Source organism: Streptomyces sp. NPDC002104 (assembly GCF_053593795.1).
Genome location: NZ_JBSFDF010000070.1, coordinates 14652 through 32786 on the forward strand (window position 1 = coordinate 14652; position 18135 = coordinate 32786).

Sequence of the window (18135 nt, forward strand, 5' to 3'; positions counted from 1 at the left end):
GGGCACGCTGAGCAGATGGATCTGCCTCAGCTGCCCCAGTTGCTGCTGGTGGGGCTGGTGCTGGTGCTCGGATTGCTCGGGGTACTGGTCCCCGGCGTCCCCGGCACCCTCCTCGTCTGGGCCGGGGTCCTGTGGTGGGCGCTGCACGAACGGTCCTCGGTGGCCTGGGGCCTGCTGGCCGGCGCGACGGCCCTGCTGCTGGTGGTGCAGGTGGTGAAGTGGCTGCTGCCTCCGCGGCGGCTCCGGGGGGTCGGCGTCACCCGCCGGATGGTGGTGTACGCGGGTGCGGGGGCGGTACTGGGCTTCGTGCTGATCCCGGTCGTCGGCACGGTCCCGGGCTTCGTGGGCGGCGTCTACCTCTGCGAGCGGCGCCGCCTGGGCACGCACGGGGAGGCGTGGGCGTCGGTACGGGCGGTGATGCGGGCGGTGGGCACGAGCGTGCTGGTGGAGCTGTTCGCGTGCCTGCTGGTGGTGGGGGCGTGGGTGGGCACGGTGGTGTGGGCCTAGGCGTCCGTCCGGGGCTTAAGGCTTAGGGCCGTCTGGGTCCTCGGCCCGATGCGCCGCGCGGACCCCGCTGGGATCGTCTCCCTCATGACCGATATGACGGAGTTCAAGGGTTTCAGCGAGGCCGAACTGGCATACCTGCGCGCGCAGCCGCTGGGCCGGCTCGCGACGGTGGACCCGGCCGGGCAGCCCCAGGCCAACCCGGTGGGTTTCTTCCCGCAGGACGACGGGACGGTCCTGGTGGGCGGGCTCGCGATGGGCACGACGAAGAAATGGCGCAACCTCACCGCGAACCCCCGGCTTTCCCTGGTCGTGGACGACCTGGTCAGCACCCGTCCGTGGACGGTGCGCGGCATCGAGATCCGCGGGCGGGCCACGCTGGAGGTGGGACCGCACTCCCTGGGACCCCACTTCAGCCCGGAGGTCATCCGCATCCACCCGGACCGCGTCCTGTCCTGGGGCCTGCCCGGCTAGACCCCTCGACCGGACCCCTCGACCGCACCCCTCGACCGCACCCCTCGACCAGGCCCGTCGACCGGGTCCGCCGGCCAGGCCCGCTGGCCCAGGCCCGTCAGCCAGGCCGATTTCCGGATCGACCCCCTCCGGATCAACCCCCTTGCGCAATGGTCAAGAAACGTTGACCATTGCGTCATGCCTACCGCTGAGCCTCCCGAGGCGATCCACGTCACCACCGACGAGCAGCTGCGCGCCGTCTCCAACCTCACCCGCCACAGGATCATGGCCGTGCTCCGCTTCGAGCCGGCGACGATCACGCAGATCGCCGCGCGGGTGGGTCTGGCGAAGGGGAGCTCCAGCTACCACGTGCGGCTGCTGGAGCGGGCCGGCCTGGTGAAGGTGGTGCGGACGCGGAAGGTCCGGGGGGTCGAGGAGCGGTACTACGCCATGGCCGCGCGGTCGATCGTGCTGCCGGACCGGGGCGAGGGCGGCCCGGATCTGCTGATGCGGCACGCGGTGGCGGACCTGGAAGAGGCGCCGTCGGACAGCGAACGGCACGTGGGGATGATGCATCTGCGCCTCACCGACGAGCAGTTCACGGAGCTGGGAACCCGCCTGGAGGCATTGGCCCGCGAGTACCGGGAGTTGTCCGATCCTTCCCTGCCGGACGCGTCGTTCGTCTTCGCCCTGTTCCACCCGTCCCGTCGCGACCGGAGCACCGAGGGAGACGCCAAGTGAGCACTGACATACGCAAGTTCCCGACCGGGTTCGGTCGGCTCTGGACCGCGCAGACGGTGTCCTCGCTCGGCGACGGCGTGACGCACGCCGCGCTCCCGCTGATCGCGCTGACGCTGACGCGGGATCCGATGGCACTCGCCGTCGTCACCGCCGCCGGAACCCTGCCCTGGCTGCTCTTCGGGCTGCTCGGCGGCGCACTGGTGGACCGCTGGGACCGCCGGCGCACGATGTGGATCGCGGACGCGGCCCGCGCGGCACTGCTCGCGGTACCGGTGGCCGCGGCCGCACTGGACCTGCTGAGCATTCCGCTGCTCGGCGCCGTCGCCTTCCTGCTCGGCATCGGCGGACTCTTCTTCGACACGGCCGCCACGGCCTATCTGCCGGACCTGCTCGGCCGCGACTCCGCGCTCCTGGAGCGCGCCAACTCCCGCCTGCGCGGCGCCCAGACCGCCGCGTCCGGCTTCGCCGGGCCGCCCGCGGGCAGTGCGCTGCTCGCGCTCGGACGGGCGGTTCCGCTGCTCGCCGACGCGGTGTCGTTCGCCGTCTCCGCCGTGCTCGTACGGTCGCTGCCCCGCGTGCCCCGTCCCGTACCGCAGGCCCGCGAGTCGCTGTTGCGGCAAGCGCGGGCCGGTGCCTCGTACGTCTTCCGGGACCGGTTGCTGCTCGGGCTCGCGCTCCGCCCGGCGGTCGGGAACATCGCCTTCATCGCCGTGGAGACCGTCCTGGCCCTCTTCGCGCACGACCGACTGGGCATCGGCGCCTTCGGCTTCGGCCTGCTCCTCACCGCGGAGGCCACCGGCGGCCTGCTCGGCGCGGCCATCGCCTCCTTCCTCGGCCGGCGACTCGGCACCGGCACCGCGCTGACCTGCACGGCCGCGGTCGAGGGACTGGCCGTCCTGGGCCTCGCCACCTCCGGGAACCCGTACGTGGCCGGCCTCACGCTCGCCGTCTGCGGGGCGGGCATGGGCGCCACGATGGTGCTCGCGCCCTCCCTGCGGCAGTCGGTCGTCCCCTCCCACCTCATGGGCCGGGTCGCCTCCACCTCCCGCATGCTCTCCATGTGCGCCGCCCCGTTCGGCGCGTTCCTGGGCGGCTGGCTGGCCACCGCGTACGACGTGCGCACCCCGCTCTACGCCGCCTCCGGCCTCCTCCTCGCCATGACCGCCATCACGGCGAACATGACCAGCAACCGCCGGGTCGAAGCGGCCCTGCGCGCGGCCGCCGCGGCCGCCGCGGCAGGAACGCCGGACATGGAAGAAGAGGAAGAGACGGAAGGGAAGGAAGGGAAGGAAGGGAAGGACGAGCACGAGAAGTCCCTGGCCCTCCCGTAGTCCGGCCGTGACCCGCCCGTGGGCAGCGGGGTACGCGCCTGCCCCGGGACCCACTGGGTCCCGGGGCAGGCGCGTCCGGTGGGCGGCGGCCTCCGGGGGCGGGTGCCCCCGGAGGCGGTGGGCGTCAGGCCCGGCCCGTGCGCTTCGCGGAGTAGTTCGCGCGGCCCTCCGCCGAGCGGAGCCGCCAGTCGCGCCGGATCTCCGCCCGGAGCCGCGCGTCGGTCTTCGCGACGATCCGCTGGTTCTCCCGCAGCAGCTTGCGGTAGCTCTCCAGCCGGCGCTCCGCCAGTTCCCCGGAGTCCACGGCGGCCCGCACCCCGCATCCCGGCTCCGCCTCGTGGGCGCAGTCGTGGAACCGGCAGCGCTGCGCGTACTCCTCGATCTCCGAGAAGACCTGGCCGACGCCCGCCTCCGCGTCGAAGAGCCCGACGCCCCGCAGTCCGGGGGTGTCGATCAGCACACCGCCGCCCGGCAGGGCGAGGAGGTTGCGCGTCGTGGTGGTGTGGCGGCCCTTGCCGTCGACGTCGCGGGCGGCCTGGACCTCCATCACGTCCTCCCCGAGCAGGGTGTTGGCCAGCGTGGACTTGCCCGCGCCGGAGACTCCGAGGAGCACGCTCGTACCGCCCCCGACCACCGCGGCGAGCACGTCCGTGCCCTCCCCGGTCATCGAGGAGACCGTGAGGACCGTGACCCCGGGGGCCGTGGCCTCCACGTCCTGGACGAGGTGCGCGAGGGTGACCGGGTCCGGGACCAGGTCCGCCTTGGTGAGGACCACGAGGGGCTGCGCCCCCGATTCCCAGGCGAGCGCGAGGAACCGCTCGATGCGGCCGAGGTCCAGTTCGACCGCGAGGGACACCGCGATGATCGCGTGGTCGACGTTCGCGGCGAGGATCTGCCCCTCGGACCGCTGGGAGGAGGTGGACCGTACGAAGGCGGTCCGGCGCGGCAGGTACGTCTTCACGTACCGCGGAGTGCCGTGCGCCTCGACGACCGCCCAGTCGCCGGTGCAGATGACCCGGAGCGGGTCGTGCGGGGTGACGAAGGCGGTGTCGGCGCGGACGGTGCCGTCCGCCGTCACGACGTCGCACTGGCCGCGGTCGACGCGTACGACCCGGCCGGGCACGAGGCCCTGGTCCGCGTACGGGGCGAACTCGGCCGCCCACGCGTCGTCCCAGCCGTAGGGGGTCAGGGCGTGCGAGAGAGAAGCCTGCGGGAAAGAAGAGAAAGACAAGGGAAACCCTTCACAGGGTGGCCCCGGCGGTGCGCGCCGCTACCGGGCGCGAAAGAAGTGAGAGGTCAGCCGGAAACCACGGAAGTGACATTGATGGTCTTCTGAGTGCGGGCAACGCCCTGCGCCATGACAGTCATCAATGAACTCACCTCCGGGTCTGCACACGTACTGACGTACGGTCCCGCGGCGATCTGCGGGAACGGCCCCACCGTAACAAGCCCGCTCATCCGCGCGCCACTTCTTTTTCGTGACACCGGTGGACTTACCGTCGGTCAGGAACGGCGATAAATCCTGCCGCCAAGTGGGCAGAGGGACTAGGCTGTTCGTTATGGACACCTGCGGAACCGTGGATTCTGAGACGCTTTACGCGACACCAGCGGCCCCTGTCGCGTCGCAGAACGCGCCGCAGAACGCGCCGCAGAACGCGTCGCAGAACGCGTCGAATATCGAGACGGCTTCCGACACCCGCAGGCGCATCCTGCGGGTGTCCATGGAGCTGTTCGCGGTCCACGGCTTCCACGAGACCTCGCTGCGGGAGATCGCCGAGCGGGTGGGCGTCTCCAAGCCGGCGGTGCTCTACCACTTCCCCGGCAAGGCCGACATCCTCGGCGCCCTGGTGGAGCCGATGCTCCGCGATCTGACGGCCGCCCTGGCCCGCGCCGCCGCGCCGCCGGATCCCGGTGGATCCGGCACGGTGGGCGCTACCGGCCCCGAGCGGGCGCGGTGGGCCGCCATCGAGGGGGTCCTCGACGTCTGGCTGACGCACCGCCACCTGCTCCGGCTGAACCTCCAGGACACGGCCCTGACCACCCCCGGCCCGGCCTTCGCCCGCCTGCGCGACGCCATCCTCCGGGCGAACTCCCTGGTCGCGGGGGCGGATCCCGGTTTCGCGGAGCGGGTGCGCGCCGCCCAGGCCGTCGCCATGCTCTCCGACCCCGTGGTGCTCTTCGCCGACGCCCCCGTCCCCGCGCTGCGCGAGGCCGTGCTGGACGGCGTACGGCGCCTGCTGGAGGGGCCCGCCGAGCCCGCTCCCCCGGCCGCACGGCCCGTACCGGGAGGCCGGCGCGGGCGGCCCGCCGCCATGAGCCCGGCCATGATCGAGGCGGCCCGCCGGATGCACGCGGCGGGCAGCGGGGCCACCGCGATCGCCGCCGCCCTCGGCGTCTCCCGCGCCACGGTCTACCGGCACCTGCCCCAGGAGGACGAGGGCGCCGTCGTCACCGGCGACGATCCGGCATGACCGGCCCCAGTGTCCGATTCGTTCAAGACCGCCGGGCCCCGGCGCCCCTAGCCTGACGTCATGACTTCCCGAACGACTCCCCGAACGACCCCACGGCTCGACATGATCGGCATCGTCGTCTCCGACATGGCCGCATCGCTCGCCTTCTACCGCCGTCTCGGCCTGGACATCCCCGCCGGAGCGGACTCCCAGCCGCACGTCGAGGCCGCCCTGCCGGGCGGGCTGCGGATCGGCTGGGACACGGAGGAGGTCATCCGCTCCTTCGACCCGGCCTGGACCCGGCCCGCGAGCGACGGCCGGGTGGGGCTCGCCTTCCTGTGCGGCTCCCCCGCCGAGGTGGACGCGCTGTACGCCGAGCTGACGGAGGCGGGGCACACCGGCCACCTCAAGCCCTGGGACGCCTTCTGGGGGCAGCGCTACGCCGTGGTCCTGGACCCGGACGGCTCCGGGGTCTCCCTCTTCGCCGCAGCCGGAGCGGGCGAGGCACCCGACCCCGCCGCATAGGCCCCCGGCGTGGTCCCGGCCAGGGCGCGGGCCTCGCGGGTCCAGTGGGCCTGGTCGGCGTAGCCGGCCCGCGCGGCCACCGCCGCCGGGGGCAGCCCGCGCCGGGTCAGCGCGAGGGCCCGCTGGAGGCGCAGGATCCGCCCGAGCGTGCGCGGGCCGTACCCGAAGGCGTCGAGCGAACGCCGGTGCAGCTGCCGCTCCCCGAGCCCGACGGCCCCCGCCACGGCGGCCACGCCCTGCCCGGCCCGCAGCCGGGCCGCGACCTCCGCGACCAGGGGGTCCGGGAGCCCGCCGTCGGCCGAGCGGAGCAGGGCCAGCTCCTCCAGTCCCGCGCGGGGATCCCCGTACGAGGCCACGCGCGCGGCAAGGCGCCGTACCTCGGCGGCGGGCCACAGGTCGGCCAGCTCCACCCGCCGGTCCCGCAGCACGCGGGCCGGTACGCCGAGCAGCGCGGGCGCAGCCCCGGGGGCCAGCCGGAGCCCGGCGAAGCCGGAGCCGGGGACCTCTCCGGCGGGGTGCGGGGCGGTGTCGGGTCCGGCCACCAGGAGGCGCCCGTCCACCCACAGCAGGTCCATGCACCCGTCGGGCAGGACCACGCCGCCGTTTCCGCCGGCCCGCCAGAGCACGGCGCCGGGCAGGGCGCGGGACGGCCGTTCCTCGTACACGCGACCCAGGCTACGGCGCCGGCCCCTGTCGCCGCGTGCCGCGCCGGCGCTTCCGCCAGTGCTCCGTCAGCGCTCCGCCAGCCCTCCGTCAGTGCTTGCGCAGGCGGGAGTGGTAGTCCTCCGGAGGCAGGAACTTCGACCAGCGCTCCGGGAACTCCGAGGGCATGCCCCCGTCCTCGTCGCCTTCGTCGTCCTCCGACTCCCCCTCGGCCAGGGCCCGCCAGGCGGCCGCCCGGGCCACGAGCTGGGCGGCCTCCGCCTCGCGGACCCGCTCGTTCGCCTCGCGCGCCGCGGCGGTGGCCACCGACGGCCAGACCCGGTCGATCGCGGCGTTGACGGCGGCCCCGACGAGGACGGCGAAGGCCGAGATGCCGATCCACAGCAGGATGGCCACGGGGGCGGCGAGCGATCCGTAGATGGTCGGGCCCTCCACCGTGTTGGTGAGGTAGATCCGCAGCAGGAACGAGCCGAGCACCCACATGGCGAGGGCGACCAGCGCGCCGGGCACGTCCTCGATCCAGGGCGAGCGGACCGGGACGGAGACGTGGTAGAGCGTGGTCAGGAAGGCGATGGAGAGCAGCGTGACCACGGGCCAGTACATGACCGCGATCACCTCGGTGCTCCAGGGCACCAGCCGCACCACCGCGTCCGGGCCGACCACCATCAGCGGCAGCACGATGGCGCCGATCAGCAGGGCGATCACGTAGAGGACGAAGGCGAGCAGCCGGGTCTTGACGATGCCGCGCTGTCCGTCGAGTCCGTACATGACCGTGATGGTGTCGATGAAGACGTTGACGGCGCGCGAGCCCGACCACAGGGCGAAGGCGAAGCCGAGGGAGATGAGGTCGGGGCGGCCGCGGCCGGTGACGTCGTCGAGCATCGGTTTGGCGATGTCGTTGACGCCCCGGTCGGAGAGCACGGTGCCGACCGCGCGCAGGATGTTCTCCTCGATGCTGGCGACGGTGGTGCCGCCCGACCAGCCGTCCACGTACCCGAGGAGGCCCAGCAGGCCCAGGAAGAGCGGGGGCAGCGAGAGCAGGGTGAAGAAGGCCGCCTCGGCGGCGAGTCCGAGGATCCGGTACTCGATGCACGAGTTCACGGTGTCCTTGAGCAGCAGCCACGCCATCTTGCGCTTGGAGACGTTGCGGTAGAGGGCGCGGGCCCGGTGGAGGCGTCCCGGAATCCGCTCGGGTGTTTCTTTCGCGTGCTGCACGTCCTTACGGTATCGGCATGGCAGCCACCACCCACACAGTCAGCAATCAGGCCCCGCTTCTCGTGGGCCACGACGTCTACGGCAGCGACCGGGTCCTGAGCGAGGGGGTGGAGCGGCACCTCGCGGACGCCGCGCCCGAACTCGCCGCGGAGGTAAGGGAGGAGCTCACCGGTCTGGGGCGCGCGGCCGGGTCCCGGCAGGCGCAGGAATGGGGGGCGCTGGCGAACGAGAACCCGCCGAAGCTGCGGACGCACGACCGGTACGGGAACCGGATCGACGAGGTGGAGTTCCACCCCTCGTGGCACCGGCTGCTCGGGCACGCGGTCGGGGCCGGGCTCACCGACGCCTGGGGGCGGCCGGCGGGGCATCTGCGGCGGGCGGCCGGGTTCTTCGTGTGGTCGCAGGCGGAGGCGGGGCACGGGTGCCCGGTCTCGATGACGCACGCGGCGGTGCCGGCGCTGCGGACCGATCCGGCGCTGGCGGCCGAATGGGAGCCGCGGCTGACCTCGCACGTGTACGAGGAGGGGCTGCGGCCCGCCGGGCAGAAGGCCGGGGTGCTCTTCGGGATGGGCATGACGGAGAAGCAGGGCGGCAGCGACGTCCGGGCGAACACGACGGCGGCGGTGCCGCTGGACGCCTCGGGCGAGTACCTGCTGACGGGGCACAAGTGGTTCTGCTCGGCGCCGATGTGCGACGGGTTCCTCGTCCTGGCGCAGGCGCCGGGCGGGCTGACCTGCTTCCTGGTGCCGCGGGTGCTGCCCGACGGGACGCGGAACGTGTTCGCGATCCAGCGGCTGAAGGACAAGCTGGGCAACCGGTCGAACGCGTCGAGCGAGGTGGAGTTCGACGGGACCTGGGCGCGCCGGGTGGGCGAGGAGGGCCGGGGGGTGCGGACCATCATCGAGATGGTCGCGGCGACCCGGCTGGACTGCGTGATCGGTTCGGCCTCGCTGATGCGGCAGGCGCTGACGCAGGCCGCTCACCACACGGAGCACCGCTCTGCTTTCGGAGCACCGCTCATCGACCAGCCGCTGATGCGCAACGTGCTCGCCGACCTCGCCCTGGAGTCGGAGGCGGCCACCACCCTCACCCTGCGCCTCGCGGCCGCGTACGACGCCGTCCAGAGCCGGGGCGACGAGCAGGAGCGGGCCTTCCTGCGCATCGCGGTGCCCGCCGCGAAGTACTGGGTGACCAAGCGCTGTACGCCGATGGTGGCCGAAGCCCTGGAATGCCTGGGCGGAAACGGCTACGTCGAGGAGTCCGGGATGCCCCGGCTGCTGCGCGAGTCCCCGCTCAACTCCATCTGGGAGGGATCGGGCAACGTCCAGGCCCTCGACGTGCTGCGCGCCCTGCAGCGCGAGCCGCAGGCGCTGAACGCCTTCCTCCAGGAGGTGGGCCTGGCCCGCGGCGCCGACCACCGGCTCGATTCGGCCATCAAGAACCTGCTGACCGAGCTCGCGGACCTGGAGGGCATCGAGGCACGGGCCCGGCGGGTCGTGGAGCGGATGGCCCTGGTGCTGCAGGGATCCCTGCTGGTGCGCTGGGCCCCGCCGGAGGTGGCCGACGCCTTCTGCGCCTCGCGCCTGGGCGGGGACTGGGGCGCGGCCTTCGGCACGCTGCCGCACAGTCTGGATCTGGGATCGGTGGTGGAACGGGCCCGGATCGCACCCTGATCGCGTCCTGATCGCGGGCCGGCGGAGGGCCCCAACCCTCCGGAGGCCAGGCTGTTGCGGAGGGCCCCAACCCTCCGAAAAGCACTGCGGTGCGGGATCCGGGCCCGTTGACCTGGAACAGGGATGGCGCCGCGCCGACTCGGCACCACCCCTGATCCGAGAAGCCCCGAGGAAGGAGCTGTCACGTCGCTCGGCGACGTCCGCACAGTTTCGATCGGGCGACCGGGACTTGGCGAGAGTTGCAAGACGTTGCAACCTTTGACTCGGAACCGCCCTCCGGCCGTACCGGTCCGCCGCTGGGAAACGGCGCGCACCGTACGGCCCGGCGGGCGGGAACCGTCGTACGCATGTTCGGCACGGGGAGGTTCCGGTGGTCCACACCACAGGCGGCGCGGTCGATGTGGCACGCATCTCGGCCATGGACGCGCGCGAGGCCGCGCGTCTGCTCAAGGGGGTACGGGCGGCCGCGCTCGCCGGGGACCGGCCGCCGGCCAGGCCGCGCCCGGAGATCGCCGAGTCCTGGCGCCGGATGATGGCCGGCGGGGTCCACCCCGACCGCGACAGCCGCTCGCGGATGCTGTCGGCCGCCGAGACCGAGGAGCGGCGCCAGACCTCTCCGCTGCGGGAGCTGCTGCCCGTCCTGCGCGAAGGGCTGCTGCCCTCGCTGGACGAGGCCCTGCACATCATGGTCGTCGCCGACGCCGACGGGCGGCTGCTGTGGCGCGAGGGCCACTCCTCGATCCTGCGCAACGCGGACCGGCTGGGCTTCGGCGTGGGAGCCCACTGGGACGAGGCGGTGGTCGGCACGAACGGGGTCGGCACCGCCCTGGTGGCCCGCAGACCGGTCCAGGTGTTCTCGGCGGAGCACTTCGTCTCCAGCCACCACGACTGGACCTGCGCCGGCGCCCCCGTACGGGATCCCCGCGACGGGCAGCTGCTGGGCGTGCTCGACGTCAGCGGGCCGCTGGCCACCATGCACCCGGCGACCCTGGCCTGGGTGAGCTCGGTGGCCCGGCTCGCCGAGCGGGAGCTGCGGGTGCGGCACCTGGAATCGCTGGAGCGGCTGCGGTCGGTGGCGGCCCCGCTGCTGGCCCGGATGCCGGGGCGGGCGCTGGCCGTGGACGGCAACGGGTGGACGGCGGCCGTCACGGGGCTGGCTCCGACGGAGCGGATCCCGCTGCCGAAGACCTTCGGACCGGGCCGGGTGTGGGTGCCGCAGCTCGGGGACTGCCTGGTGGAGCCGCTGCCGGGCGGCTGGCTGGTGAACGTCACCGAGGCCCGTACCGGCGCCGGGGCGGCCGCCCGCGTCGTCCTCGACCTCAGCCGGCCGGGCGCCTGGCGGGCCACCGTCTACGGGGCCGCGGGCAGCTGGTCGCAGGAGCTGAGCCCGCGCCACGCGGAGCTCCTGTTCCTGCTGGCGGAGTCCCCCCGGGGGCGTTCGGCGGCGGAGCTCGCGCAGGAGCTGTTCGGGGACCCGACGCGCACGGTGACGGTCCGCGCGGAGATCTCGCGGGTGCGCCGCAACCTCGGCGGCGTGCTGGCCCACCGCCCGTACCGGTTCGCGCACGACGTGGAGGTCGAGCTGATCCGCCCGGCGAACCCGGCCGCGCTGCTGCCGCACTCCACGGCGCCGGCGGTCGTCAGCGCCCGGCTGGGCCCGGCCGCGGCCGGCGTGATTCCCTGACGTCCATGAGCACGAGCACACTGACCACCTGGTCCCTGGAAATGACCGATCCGTCCGACCTCGTCGCGGCGGCCGTCCCGGGTCCGGAGATCCGGATCGTCCGGTCGGAGGTCCCCTCTCCCGAGTTCAGCCGGTTCCTCTACGCCTCGGTGGGCGGCGACATCCACTGGACGGACCGGCTGTCACTGACCCGCGCGCAGTGGGTGGAGCAGCTGGACCGTCCCGGCGTGGAGACGTGGGTGGCGTACGACCGGGGCACCCCGGCGGGGTACGTGGAACTCGACCCGCAGCCCGACGGCATGGTGGAGATCATGTACTTCGGCCTCCTCCCCGAATTCCGGGGACGGCGCATCGGCGGCCACCTGCTGACCGTGGGCATCGAGCGGGCCTGGTCCCTGGCCGAGCGCTGGCCGGAGCTGGCCCCGACGCGGCGCGTCTGGCTGCACACGTGCAGCGACGACGGCCCGACCGCCATGGCGAACTACCTCCGCCGCGGCTTCAAGGTCTTCAAGGAGGAGACGGAGGAGAAGGCCGTCACCCCCACCCCGGGCCCCTGGCCGGGCGCGTAGCCCGGCGGGGCCGGCCCTTGCCCGGCGGGGCCGGCCGGAGGGGCCCCGCCGGCGGCGGGGCGGGAGGGGTCGGAGGGGCCCGCGGGGTGACCCCCGTCACCGGGATCTTGCGATGCGAGACGAGTTCGTCCGGATTGTGGACAGTAGTGGACTCCTCCAATCGCCACATGCCACGCTTCCCCCCATGAACGGAGCTGGAATTGCCTTGGTGAGTCGGCGGCACGTCGACCTCGGCCGCATGTCCAGCGCCATCTGTCCGGCGCGCTGACGCAATTCACCGCCGCGACAGCGCCCCGCACCGACGTCGCCGCGGAAGCGAACACACCGCCCGCCGTCAGCAATCACCGCAGTCCCCTGTAGGCCGAACGCAGCCCCACGAAGGCCGCGGATCGGCCACATCCGCTCCACGCGCGCCAGGGGTCACGCCGCCGCTCCCCCTGCCCCTGCCTCGAGCCGCCGAAGAAGGACGTACCGCCATGGCCGCCACCCCCGATACGACCGCAGCCGCCGCACCCGCCGCCGCGCGCCGCAAGACCGGCCGTCACCGCGGTGAGGGCCAGTGGGCCGTCGGCCACCACACGCCCCTCAACGGCAACGAGCAGTTCAAGAAGGACGACGACGGTCTCAATGTGCGGGCGCGCATCGAGAACATCTACTCCAAGGCGGGCTTCGACTCGATCGACCCCAACGACCTGCGCGGCCGTATGCGCTGGTGGGGCCTCTACACCCAGCGCAAGCCCGGGATCGACGGCGGCAAGACCGCGATCCTGGAGCCGGAGGAGCTGGACGACAAGTACTTCATGCTGCGCGTCCGCATCGACGGCGGCCGGCTGACCACCGAGCAGCTGCGCGTCATCGGCGAGATCTCCGAGGAGTTCGCCCGCGGCACCGCCGGCCTCACGGACCGGCAGAACGTGCAGTACCACTGGATCCGCATCGAGGACGTCCCGGAGATCTGGCGCCGTCTGGAGGCCGTCGGCCTCTCGACCACCGAGGCCTGCGGTGACACCCCCCGCGTGATCCTCGGCTCGCCCGTCGCCGGCATCGCGCTGGACGAGATCATCGACGGCACCCCCGCCATCGACGAGATCTATGCCCGCATCGTGGGCAACCCCGCCTTCTCGAACCTGCCCCGCAAGTTCAAGTCCGCGATCTCCGGCTCGCCGCTGCTCGACGTGGCGCACGAGATCAACGACATCGCCTTCGTGGGCGTGAACCACCCCGAGCACGGCCCCGGCTTCGACGTCTGGGTCGGCGGCGGTCTCTCCACCAACCCGAAGCTGGGTGTGCGCCTGGGCACCTGGGTCTCGCTCGACGAGGTCCCGGACGTCTACGAGGGCGTCATCTCGATCTTCCGCGACTACGGCTACCGCCGGCTGCGCACCCGCGCCCGCCTGAAGTTCCTCGTCGCCGACTGGGGCCCGGCCAAGTTCCGCCAGGTCCTGGAGGACGAGTACCTGAAGCGCAAGCTGACCGACGGCCCCGCGCCCGAGCAGCCCAGCGGCCAGTGGCGCGACCACGTCGGCGTGCACCAGCAGCAGGACGGCAAGTTCTACGTCGGCTTCGCGCCCCGCGTGGGCCGCGTCGACGGTGCCACCCTGACGAAGATCGCCGCCGTCGCCGAGCAGCACGGTTCCGGCCGGCTGCGCACCACCGCCGAGCAGAAGATGATCGTGCTCGACATCGAGGCGGACAAGGTCGACTCGGTCGTCGCGGCCCTGGAGGCGCTGGACCTGCGGGTCAACCCGTCCCCGTTCCGCCGCGGCACGATGGCCTGCACCGGCATCGAGTTCTGCAAGCTGGCCATCGTCGAGACGAAGGCGCGCGGCGCCTCGCTGATCGACGAACTGGAGCGCCGCCTGCCGGGGTTCGCCGAGCCGCTCACCATCAACATCAACGGCTGCCCGAACGCCTGCGCCCGTATCCAGGTGGCGGACATCGGTCTCAAGGGCCAGCTGGTCCTGGACGACGACGGCAACCAGGTCGAGGGCTACCAGGTCCACCTGGGCGGCGCGCTCGGCCTGGAGGCCGGATTCGGCCGCAAGGTCCGCGGTCTCAAGGTCACCTCGGCCGGTCTGCCGGACTACGTCGAGCGGGTCGTCACGCGCTTCGAGAAGCAGCGCGAGGACGGCGAGCGCTTCGCCAGCTGGGTCACCCGCGCCAAGGACGAGGACCTGTCGTGAGCGAGCGCGCCGCACCGTTCTACTGCCCGTACTGCGGCGACGAGGACCTGTTCCCGAACGAAACAGGCCACGGCGCCTGGGAATGCAGGGCCTGCAATCGAGCCTTCCAGCTGAAGTACCTCGGGCTGCTGGCCCGGGGTGTTCAGTCCAATGACGCTGGAGGGGACGAGATATGACCACGATTCAGGACGCCGGTCTCACGGCCGCCGGTCTCAAGGCTCTGGCCGAGCAGGCGGGCCGGGACCTCGAGGACTCCACCCCGCTGGAGATCCTCACCTGGGCGGCCGAGACCTTCGGCAAGAAGTTCGCCGTGACCTCCTCCATGGAGGACGCGGTCGTCGCCCACCTCGCCTCCCGCGCCTTCCCCGGCGTGGACGTGGTCTTCCTCGACACGGGCTACCACTTCGAGGAGACCATCGGCACCCGTGACGCGGTCGAGGCAGTGATGGACGTCAACGTCATCACGCTCACCCCGCGCCAGAGCGTCGCCGAGCAGGACGCCGAGTACGGCCCGAAGCTGCACGACCGCGATCCCGACCTGTGCTGCGCGCTGCGCAAGGTCAAGCCCCTCGAAGAGGGCCTGACCGCGTACGACGCCTGGGCCACGGGCCTGCGCCGCGACGAGTCCCCGACCCGGGCGAACACCCCGGTGGTCGGCTGGGACGAGAAGCGGCAGAAGGTCAAGGTCTCGCCGATCGCCCGCTGGACCCAGGACGACGTGGACGCGTACGTCCTGGAGCACGGCGTGCTCACCAACCCGCTGCTGATGGACGGTTACGCCTCCGTCGGCTGCGCCCCCTGCACCCGACGGGTGGTGGAGGGCGAGGACGCCCGCGCCGGCCGCTGGGCCGGGCGCGGCAAGACCGAGTGCGGACTGCACGGCTGATGACGACCAGCGAAGAACTTACGGAGACGAACCAGATGAGCGTGAGCGACCAGGGCGCCACCGTGTGGCTGACCGGGCTGCCGAGCGCGGGCAAGACCACCATCGCCTACGCGCTGGCCGAGCGGCTGCGCGCCGAGGGCCACCGCGTGGAGGTCCTCGACGGCGACGAGATCCGCGAGTTCCTCTCCGCCGGTCTCGGCTTCGGCCGCGAGGACCGGCACACCAACGTGCAGCGGATCGGCTTCGTCGCCGAACTCCTCGCGTCCAACGGCGTCAAGGCGCTCGTCCCGGTGATCGCGCCGTTCGCCGACAGCCGCGAGGCCGTCCGCAAGCGGCACGCCGCCGAGGGCACGACGTACCTCGAAGTGCACGTGGCCACTCCGGTGGAGGTGTGCTCCGAGCGTGACGTGAAGGGCCTGTACGCCAAGCAGGCGGCGGGCGAGATCTCCGGTCTGACCGGGGTCGACGACCCGTACGAGGCACCGGAGTCCCCGGACCTGCGTATCGAGTCGCACACGCAGTCCGTGCAGGAGTCGGCATCGGCCCTGCACGCGCTGCTCACCGAGAGGGGTCTGGCATGACCGCCACCGTCGCACACGTCCACGAAGGGACGGACGCGCCCTACGCGCTGTCGCACCTCGACGCCCTCGAATCGGAGGCCGTGCACATCTTCCGCGAGGTGGCGGGCGAGTTCGAGAAGCCGGTGATCCTCTTCTCCGGCGGCAAGGACTCCATCGTCATGCTGCACCTGGCGCTGAAGGCGTTCGCGCCCGCGCCGGTGCCGTTCACCCTGCTCCACGTGGACACCGGCCACAACTTCCCCGAGGTCCTCGACTACCGCGACCGCGCGGTCGCCAAGCACGGCCTGCGCCTGCACGTGGCCTCCGTCCAGGAGTACATCGACGCCGGCAAGCTCCGCGAGCGCCCCGACGGCGTCCGCAACCCGCTGCAGACCGTCCCCCTCACGGAGGCGATCCAGCAGCTCAAGTTCGACGCCGTCTTCGGCGGCGGCCGCCGCGACGAGGAGAAGGCCCGCGCCAAGGAGCGCGTCTTCTCCCTGCGCGACGAGTTCTCCCAGTGGGACCCGCGCCGCCAGCGCCCCGAGCTGTGGCAGCTCTACAACGGCCGCCACGCGCCGGGCGAGCACGTGCGCGTGTTCCCGCTGTCCAACTGGACCGAGCTGGACGTGTGGCAGTACATCGCCCGCGAGAAGATCGAACTGCCGGAGATCTACTTCGCCCACGAGCGCGAGGTCTTCCAGCGCAACGGCATGTGGCTGACGGCCGGCGAGTGGGGCGGCGCCAAGGACGGCGAGACCACCGAGACCCGCCTGATCCGCTACCGCACCGTCGGTGACATGTCCTGCACCGGTGCCGTCGACTCCGACGCCACCACGCTGGACGCCGTGATCACCGAAATCGCCGCTTCCCGGCTCACCGAGCGGGGCGCGACCCGCGCCGACGACAAGCTGTCCGAGGCCGCGATGGAAGACCGCAAGCGCGAAGGGTACTTCTAGAAATGACCTCCACCACCGAGCAGTTCGCCGATCTGTCGGCGACCACGCTGCTGCGCTTCGCCACCGCGGGCTCCGTCGACGACGGCAAGTCCACCCTGGTCGGCCGCCTCCTGCACGACTCCAAGTCGGTCCTCACGGACCAGCTGGAAGCCGTGGAGCGGGTCTCGGCCAGCCGCGGTCAGGACACTCCCGACCTGGCGCTGCTCACCGACGGCCTGCGGGCCGAGCGGGAGCAGGGCATCACCATCGACGTGGCCTACCGCTACTTCGCGACCGCCCGGCGCCGGTTCATCCTGGCCGACACCCCCGGGCACGTGCAGTACACCCGGAACATGGTCACCGGCGCCTCCACCGCCGACCTCGCCGTCGTGCTCGTCGACGCCCGCAACGGCGTGATCGAGCAGACGCGCCGGCACGCCGCCGTCGCGGCGCTGCTGCGGGTCCCCCACGTGGTCCTCGCCGTCAACAAGATGGACCTGGTCGGCTACAAGGAGACCGTCTTCGCGTCGATCGCCGAGGAGTTCACCGCGTACGCCACGGGTCTGGGCGTCCCGGAGATCACCGCGATCCCGATCTCCGCCCTGGCCGGCGACAACGTGGTGGAGCCCTCCGCGAACATGGACTGGTACGGCGGCCCCACGGTGCTGGAGCACCTGGAGACCGTCCCGGTCAGCCACGACCTCACCGCCTGCCCGGCGCGTTTCCCGGTGCAGTACGTGATCCGTCCGCAGACCGCCGAGCACCCGGACTACCGGGGCTACGCGGGCCAGATCGCCTCCGGCGTGCTGCGGGTCGGCGAGGCCGTCACCGTCCTGCCGTCGGGCCGTACCTCGGTCATCGAGGGCATCGACGCGCTCGGTGAGAGCGTCGACATCGCGTGGGCCCCGCAGTCGGTGACCCTGCGCCTCAAGGACGACATCGACATCTCGCGCGGCGATCTGATCGCGCCGTCGTCGAGCTCCCCCGCCACCACGCAGGACGTCGTGGCGACGGTCTGCCACGTGGCGGACCAGCCCCTCGCCGTGGGCGCCCGGGTGCTGATCAAGCACACGACGCGCACGGTGAAGGCGATCGTCAAGGAGATCCCCTCGCGGCTGACCCTGGACGACCTGTCCCAGCACCCGAACCCCGGGCAGCTCGTGGCCAACGACATCGGCCGGGTCGTCGTCCGTACCGCCGAGCCGCTCGCGCTCGACGCGTACGCCGACTCGCGCCGCACCGGGTCCTTCCTGCTGATCGACCCGGCGGACGGCACGACGCTGGCGGCCGGCATGGTCGGCGAGTCCTTCGCCTCGACCGCGGCGACCACCGTGCAGGCGGATGAAGAAGGGTGGGACTTCTGATCATGCTTGCCGATATCTACTCCACCTTCGCGAAGGAGGGAGGCCGTGTGGGCAGCGGCTCCCTCGGCAGCGGCCAGGGAGGTGTGGGGCGATGTGCGTGATGACGTACGCGCACCGCATGCGCGCCCACACCCCCCGCGAGCCGTACCTGCCCCTGCTCCACAGACGAAGACCTGCGTCGTAACCTCACGGCGCTCCGAGAGGAAGTCCTCCCGTGCCTGCCACCGGTACCACCCGTAACGCTCTTCGCCGCAGCGTCGTCGCCGCTGCCACCCTGCCGCTCCTGATCGGCGCCCTCGCCTCGTGCGGCTACGGTTCCGAGGCGAAGAAGGACGACGCCCCGAAGGCGAACGTCGCGGACACCTCCGCCAAGAAGCTGTCGGCTTCCGAGGTCCGCAT

At 72.5% G+C, this 18135-nt stretch carries 19 protein-coding genes and 1 pseudogene; 17 read left to right on the forward strand and 3 right to left on the reverse strand.

All coding sequences use genetic code 11. From position 1 onward, the window contains the following. The first annotated feature begins 15 nt into the window (after positions 1 to 15). The 4 genes from ACWCP2_RS34990 to ACWCP2_RS35005 all read left to right on the forward strand — a co-directional run bounded on the left by ACWCP2_RS34990 (position 16) and on the right by ACWCP2_RS35005 (position 3029). Positions 16 to 507 (forward strand): DUF456 domain-containing protein, encoded by a 492-nt coding sequence (locus ACWCP2_RS34990; RefSeq protein ID WP_450912592.1) that lies wholly within the window; start codon positions 16 to 18, stop codon positions 505 to 507. Between the two features lie 93 nt (positions 508 to 600). After that, the gene (locus tag ACWCP2_RS34995) at positions 601 to 978 is read left to right on the forward strand and encodes a PPOX class F420-dependent oxidoreductase (RefSeq protein WP_450912608.1); all 378 of its coding nucleotides are present in this window, start codon (positions 601 to 603) and stop codon (positions 976 to 978) included. Between the two features lie 177 nt (positions 979 to 1155). Beyond that, positions 1156 to 1698, forward strand: a complete 543-nt coding sequence (locus ACWCP2_RS35000) for an ArsR/SmtB family transcription factor (protein ID WP_450912593.1) — start codon at positions 1156 to 1158, stop codon at positions 1696 to 1698. Beyond that, on the forward strand, positions 1695 to 3029 hold the full coding sequence (locus ACWCP2_RS35005) for an MFS transporter (RefSeq protein WP_450912594.1): 1335 nt from the start codon (positions 1695 to 1697) through the stop codon (positions 3027 to 3029). Before ACWCP2_RS35000 ends, ACWCP2_RS35005 begins: the two co-directional genes overlap by 4 nt. Before the next feature lie 124 nt (positions 3030 to 3153). Here the strand turns inward: ACWCP2_RS35005 and rsgA are convergent, their stop codons facing one another. After that, a complete protein-coding gene (gene rsgA / locus ACWCP2_RS35010) occupies positions 3154 to 4260 on the reverse strand; it encodes a ribosome small subunit-dependent GTPase A (protein WP_450912595.1) in 1107 nt (368 codons plus the stop codon). Between the two features lie 328 nt (positions 4261 to 4588). Here rsgA and ACWCP2_RS35015 point away from each other — a divergent pair, with 328 nt between their 5' ends. Further along, positions 4589 to 5500, forward strand: coding sequence for a TetR family transcriptional regulator (locus ACWCP2_RS35015; protein WP_450912596.1), 912 nt, complete (start codon positions 4589 to 4591; stop codon positions 5498 to 5500). A gap of 60 nt (positions 5501 to 5560) precedes the next feature. Next, the gene (locus ACWCP2_RS35020; protein WP_450912597.1) at positions 5561 to 6004 is read left to right on the forward strand and encodes a VOC family protein; all 444 of its coding nucleotides are present in this window, start codon (positions 5561 to 5563) and stop codon (positions 6002 to 6004) included. Here ACWCP2_RS35020 and ACWCP2_RS35025 read toward each other — a convergent pair. Beyond that, positions 5917 to 6669, reverse strand: a complete 753-nt coding sequence (locus ACWCP2_RS35025) for a helix-turn-helix domain-containing protein (protein ID WP_450912598.1) — start codon at positions 6667 to 6669, stop codon at positions 5917 to 5919. The genes ACWCP2_RS35020 and ACWCP2_RS35025 overlap by 88 nt on opposite strands. Before the next feature lie 88 nt (positions 6670 to 6757). Further along, entirely contained in the window at positions 6758 to 7882 is a 1125-nt protein-coding gene (locus ACWCP2_RS35030) for a YihY/virulence factor BrkB family protein (RefSeq protein WP_450912599.1), read from the reverse strand. A 17-nt stretch (positions 7883 to 7899) separates the two neighbouring features. On the opposite strand from ACWCP2_RS35030, the gene ACWCP2_RS35035 reads away from it, so the two are divergent. The 11 genes and pseudogenes from ACWCP2_RS35035 to ACWCP2_RS35085 form a co-directional block, all read left to right on the forward strand. Continuing rightward, positions 7900 to 9555 carry an acyl-CoA dehydrogenase family protein gene (locus ACWCP2_RS35035; protein ID WP_450912600.1) on the forward strand — a complete coding sequence of 552 codons (1656 nt, stop codon included), beginning with the start codon at positions 7900 to 7902 and terminating at the stop codon, positions 9553 to 9555. A 418-nt stretch (positions 9556 to 9973) separates the two neighbouring features. After that, positions 9974 to 11239 (forward strand): GAF domain-containing protein, encoded by a 1266-nt coding sequence (locus tag ACWCP2_RS35040; RefSeq protein WP_450912609.1) that lies wholly within the window; start codon positions 9974 to 9976, stop codon positions 11237 to 11239. 5 nt (positions 11240 to 11244) lie between these two features. Then, positions 11245 to 11808, forward strand: a complete 564-nt coding sequence (locus tag ACWCP2_RS35045; RefSeq protein WP_450912601.1) for a GNAT family N-acetyltransferase — start codon at positions 11245 to 11247, stop codon at positions 11806 to 11808. A gap of 184 nt (positions 11809 to 11992) precedes the next feature. Then, positions 11993 to 12076, forward strand: a complete 84-nt coding sequence (locus ACWCP2_RS35050) for a putative leader peptide (RefSeq protein WP_312847410.1) — start codon at positions 11993 to 11995, stop codon at positions 12074 to 12076. A 208-nt stretch (positions 12077 to 12284) separates the two neighbouring features. Next, a complete protein-coding gene (locus tag ACWCP2_RS35055) occupies positions 12285 to 13991 on the forward strand; it encodes a nitrite/sulfite reductase (protein ID WP_450912602.1) in 1707 nt (568 codons plus the stop codon). After that, on the forward strand, positions 13988 to 14167 hold the full coding sequence (locus tag ACWCP2_RS35060) for a DpnI domain-containing protein (RefSeq protein WP_214956597.1): 180 nt from the start codon (positions 13988 to 13990) through the stop codon (positions 14165 to 14167). Before ACWCP2_RS35055 ends, ACWCP2_RS35060 begins: the two co-directional genes overlap by 4 nt. Beyond that, the gene (locus ACWCP2_RS35065; RefSeq protein WP_450912603.1) at positions 14164 to 14877 is read left to right on the forward strand and encodes a phosphoadenylyl-sulfate reductase; all 714 of its coding nucleotides are present in this window, start codon (positions 14164 to 14166) and stop codon (positions 14875 to 14877) included. The genes ACWCP2_RS35060 and ACWCP2_RS35065 overlap by 4 nt, the downstream gene beginning before the upstream one ends. Positions 14878 to 14912: 35 nt before the next feature. Then, on the forward strand, positions 14913 to 15458 hold the full coding sequence (gene cysC / locus ACWCP2_RS35070; RefSeq protein ID WP_383952242.1) for an adenylyl-sulfate kinase: 546 nt from the start codon (positions 14913 to 14915) through the stop codon (positions 15456 to 15458). Further along, on the forward strand, positions 15455 to 16393 hold the full coding sequence (gene cysD / locus ACWCP2_RS35075) for a sulfate adenylyltransferase subunit CysD (protein ID WP_351382290.1): 939 nt from the start codon (positions 15455 to 15457) through the stop codon (positions 16391 to 16393). Before cysC ends, cysD begins: the two co-directional genes overlap by 4 nt. Before the next feature lie 2 nt (positions 16394 to 16395). Further along, positions 16396 to 17736: a sulfate adenylyltransferase subunit 1 gene (locus tag ACWCP2_RS35080; protein WP_450912604.1), complete on the forward strand. Its 1341-nt coding sequence runs from the start codon at positions 16396 to 16398 to the stop codon at positions 17734 to 17736. A 214-nt stretch (positions 17737 to 17950) separates the two neighbouring features. Further along, positions 17951 to 18135 (forward strand): annotated as a pseudogene (locus ACWCP2_RS35085) (sulfate ABC transporter substrate-binding protein); the annotation flags it as partial.

What these genes read in the sequence shown, in the direction of transcription:
- ACWCP2_RS34990 (WP_450912592.1), top strand. Translation starts at nt 16, where the DNA reads ATGGATCTGCCTCAGCTGCCCCAGTTGCTGCTGGTGGGGCTGGTGCTG.
- ACWCP2_RS34995 (WP_450912608.1), top strand. Translation starts at nt 601, where the DNA reads ATGACGGAGTTCAAGGGTTTCAGCGAGGCCGAACTGGCATACCTGCGC.
- ACWCP2_RS35000 (WP_450912593.1), top strand. Translation starts at nt 1,156, where the DNA reads ATGCCTACCGCTGAGCCTCCCGAGGCGATCCACGTCACCACCGACGAG.
- ACWCP2_RS35015 (WP_450912596.1), top strand. Translation starts at nt 4,589, where the DNA reads ATGGACACCTGCGGAACCGTGGATTCTGAGACGCTTTACGCGACACCA.
- ACWCP2_RS35020 (WP_450912597.1), top strand. Translation starts at nt 5,561, where the DNA reads ATGACTTCCCGAACGACTCCCCGAACGACCCCACGGCTCGACATGATC.
- ACWCP2_RS35035 (WP_450912600.1), top strand. Translation starts at nt 7,900, where the DNA reads ATGGCAGCCACCACCCACACAGTCAGCAATCAGGCCCCGCTTCTCGTG.
- ACWCP2_RS35040 (WP_450912609.1), top strand. Translation starts at nt 9,974, where the DNA reads ATGGACGCGCGCGAGGCCGCGCGTCTGCTCAAGGGGGTACGGGCGGCC.
- ACWCP2_RS35045 (WP_450912601.1), top strand. Translation starts at nt 11,245, where the DNA reads ATGAGCACGAGCACACTGACCACCTGGTCCCTGGAAATGACCGATCCG.
- ACWCP2_RS35050 (WP_312847410.1), top strand. Translation starts at nt 11,993, where the DNA reads ATGAACGGAGCTGGAATTGCCTTGGTGAGTCGGCGGCACGTCGACCTC.
- ACWCP2_RS35055 (WP_450912602.1), top strand. Translation starts at nt 12,285, where the DNA reads ATGGCCGCCACCCCCGATACGACCGCAGCCGCCGCACCCGCCGCCGCG.
- ACWCP2_RS35065 (WP_450912603.1), top strand. Translation starts at nt 14,164, where the DNA reads ATGACCACGATTCAGGACGCCGGTCTCACGGCCGCCGGTCTCAAGGCT.
- cysC (WP_383952242.1), top strand. Translation starts at nt 14,913, where the DNA reads ATGAGCGTGAGCGACCAGGGCGCCACCGTGTGGCTGACCGGGCTGCCG.
- cysD (WP_351382290.1), top strand. Translation starts at nt 15,455, where the DNA reads ATGACCGCCACCGTCGCACACGTCCACGAAGGGACGGACGCGCCCTAC.
- ACWCP2_RS35080 (WP_450912604.1), top strand. Translation starts at nt 16,396, where the DNA reads ATGACCTCCACCACCGAGCAGTTCGCCGATCTGTCGGCGACCACGCTG.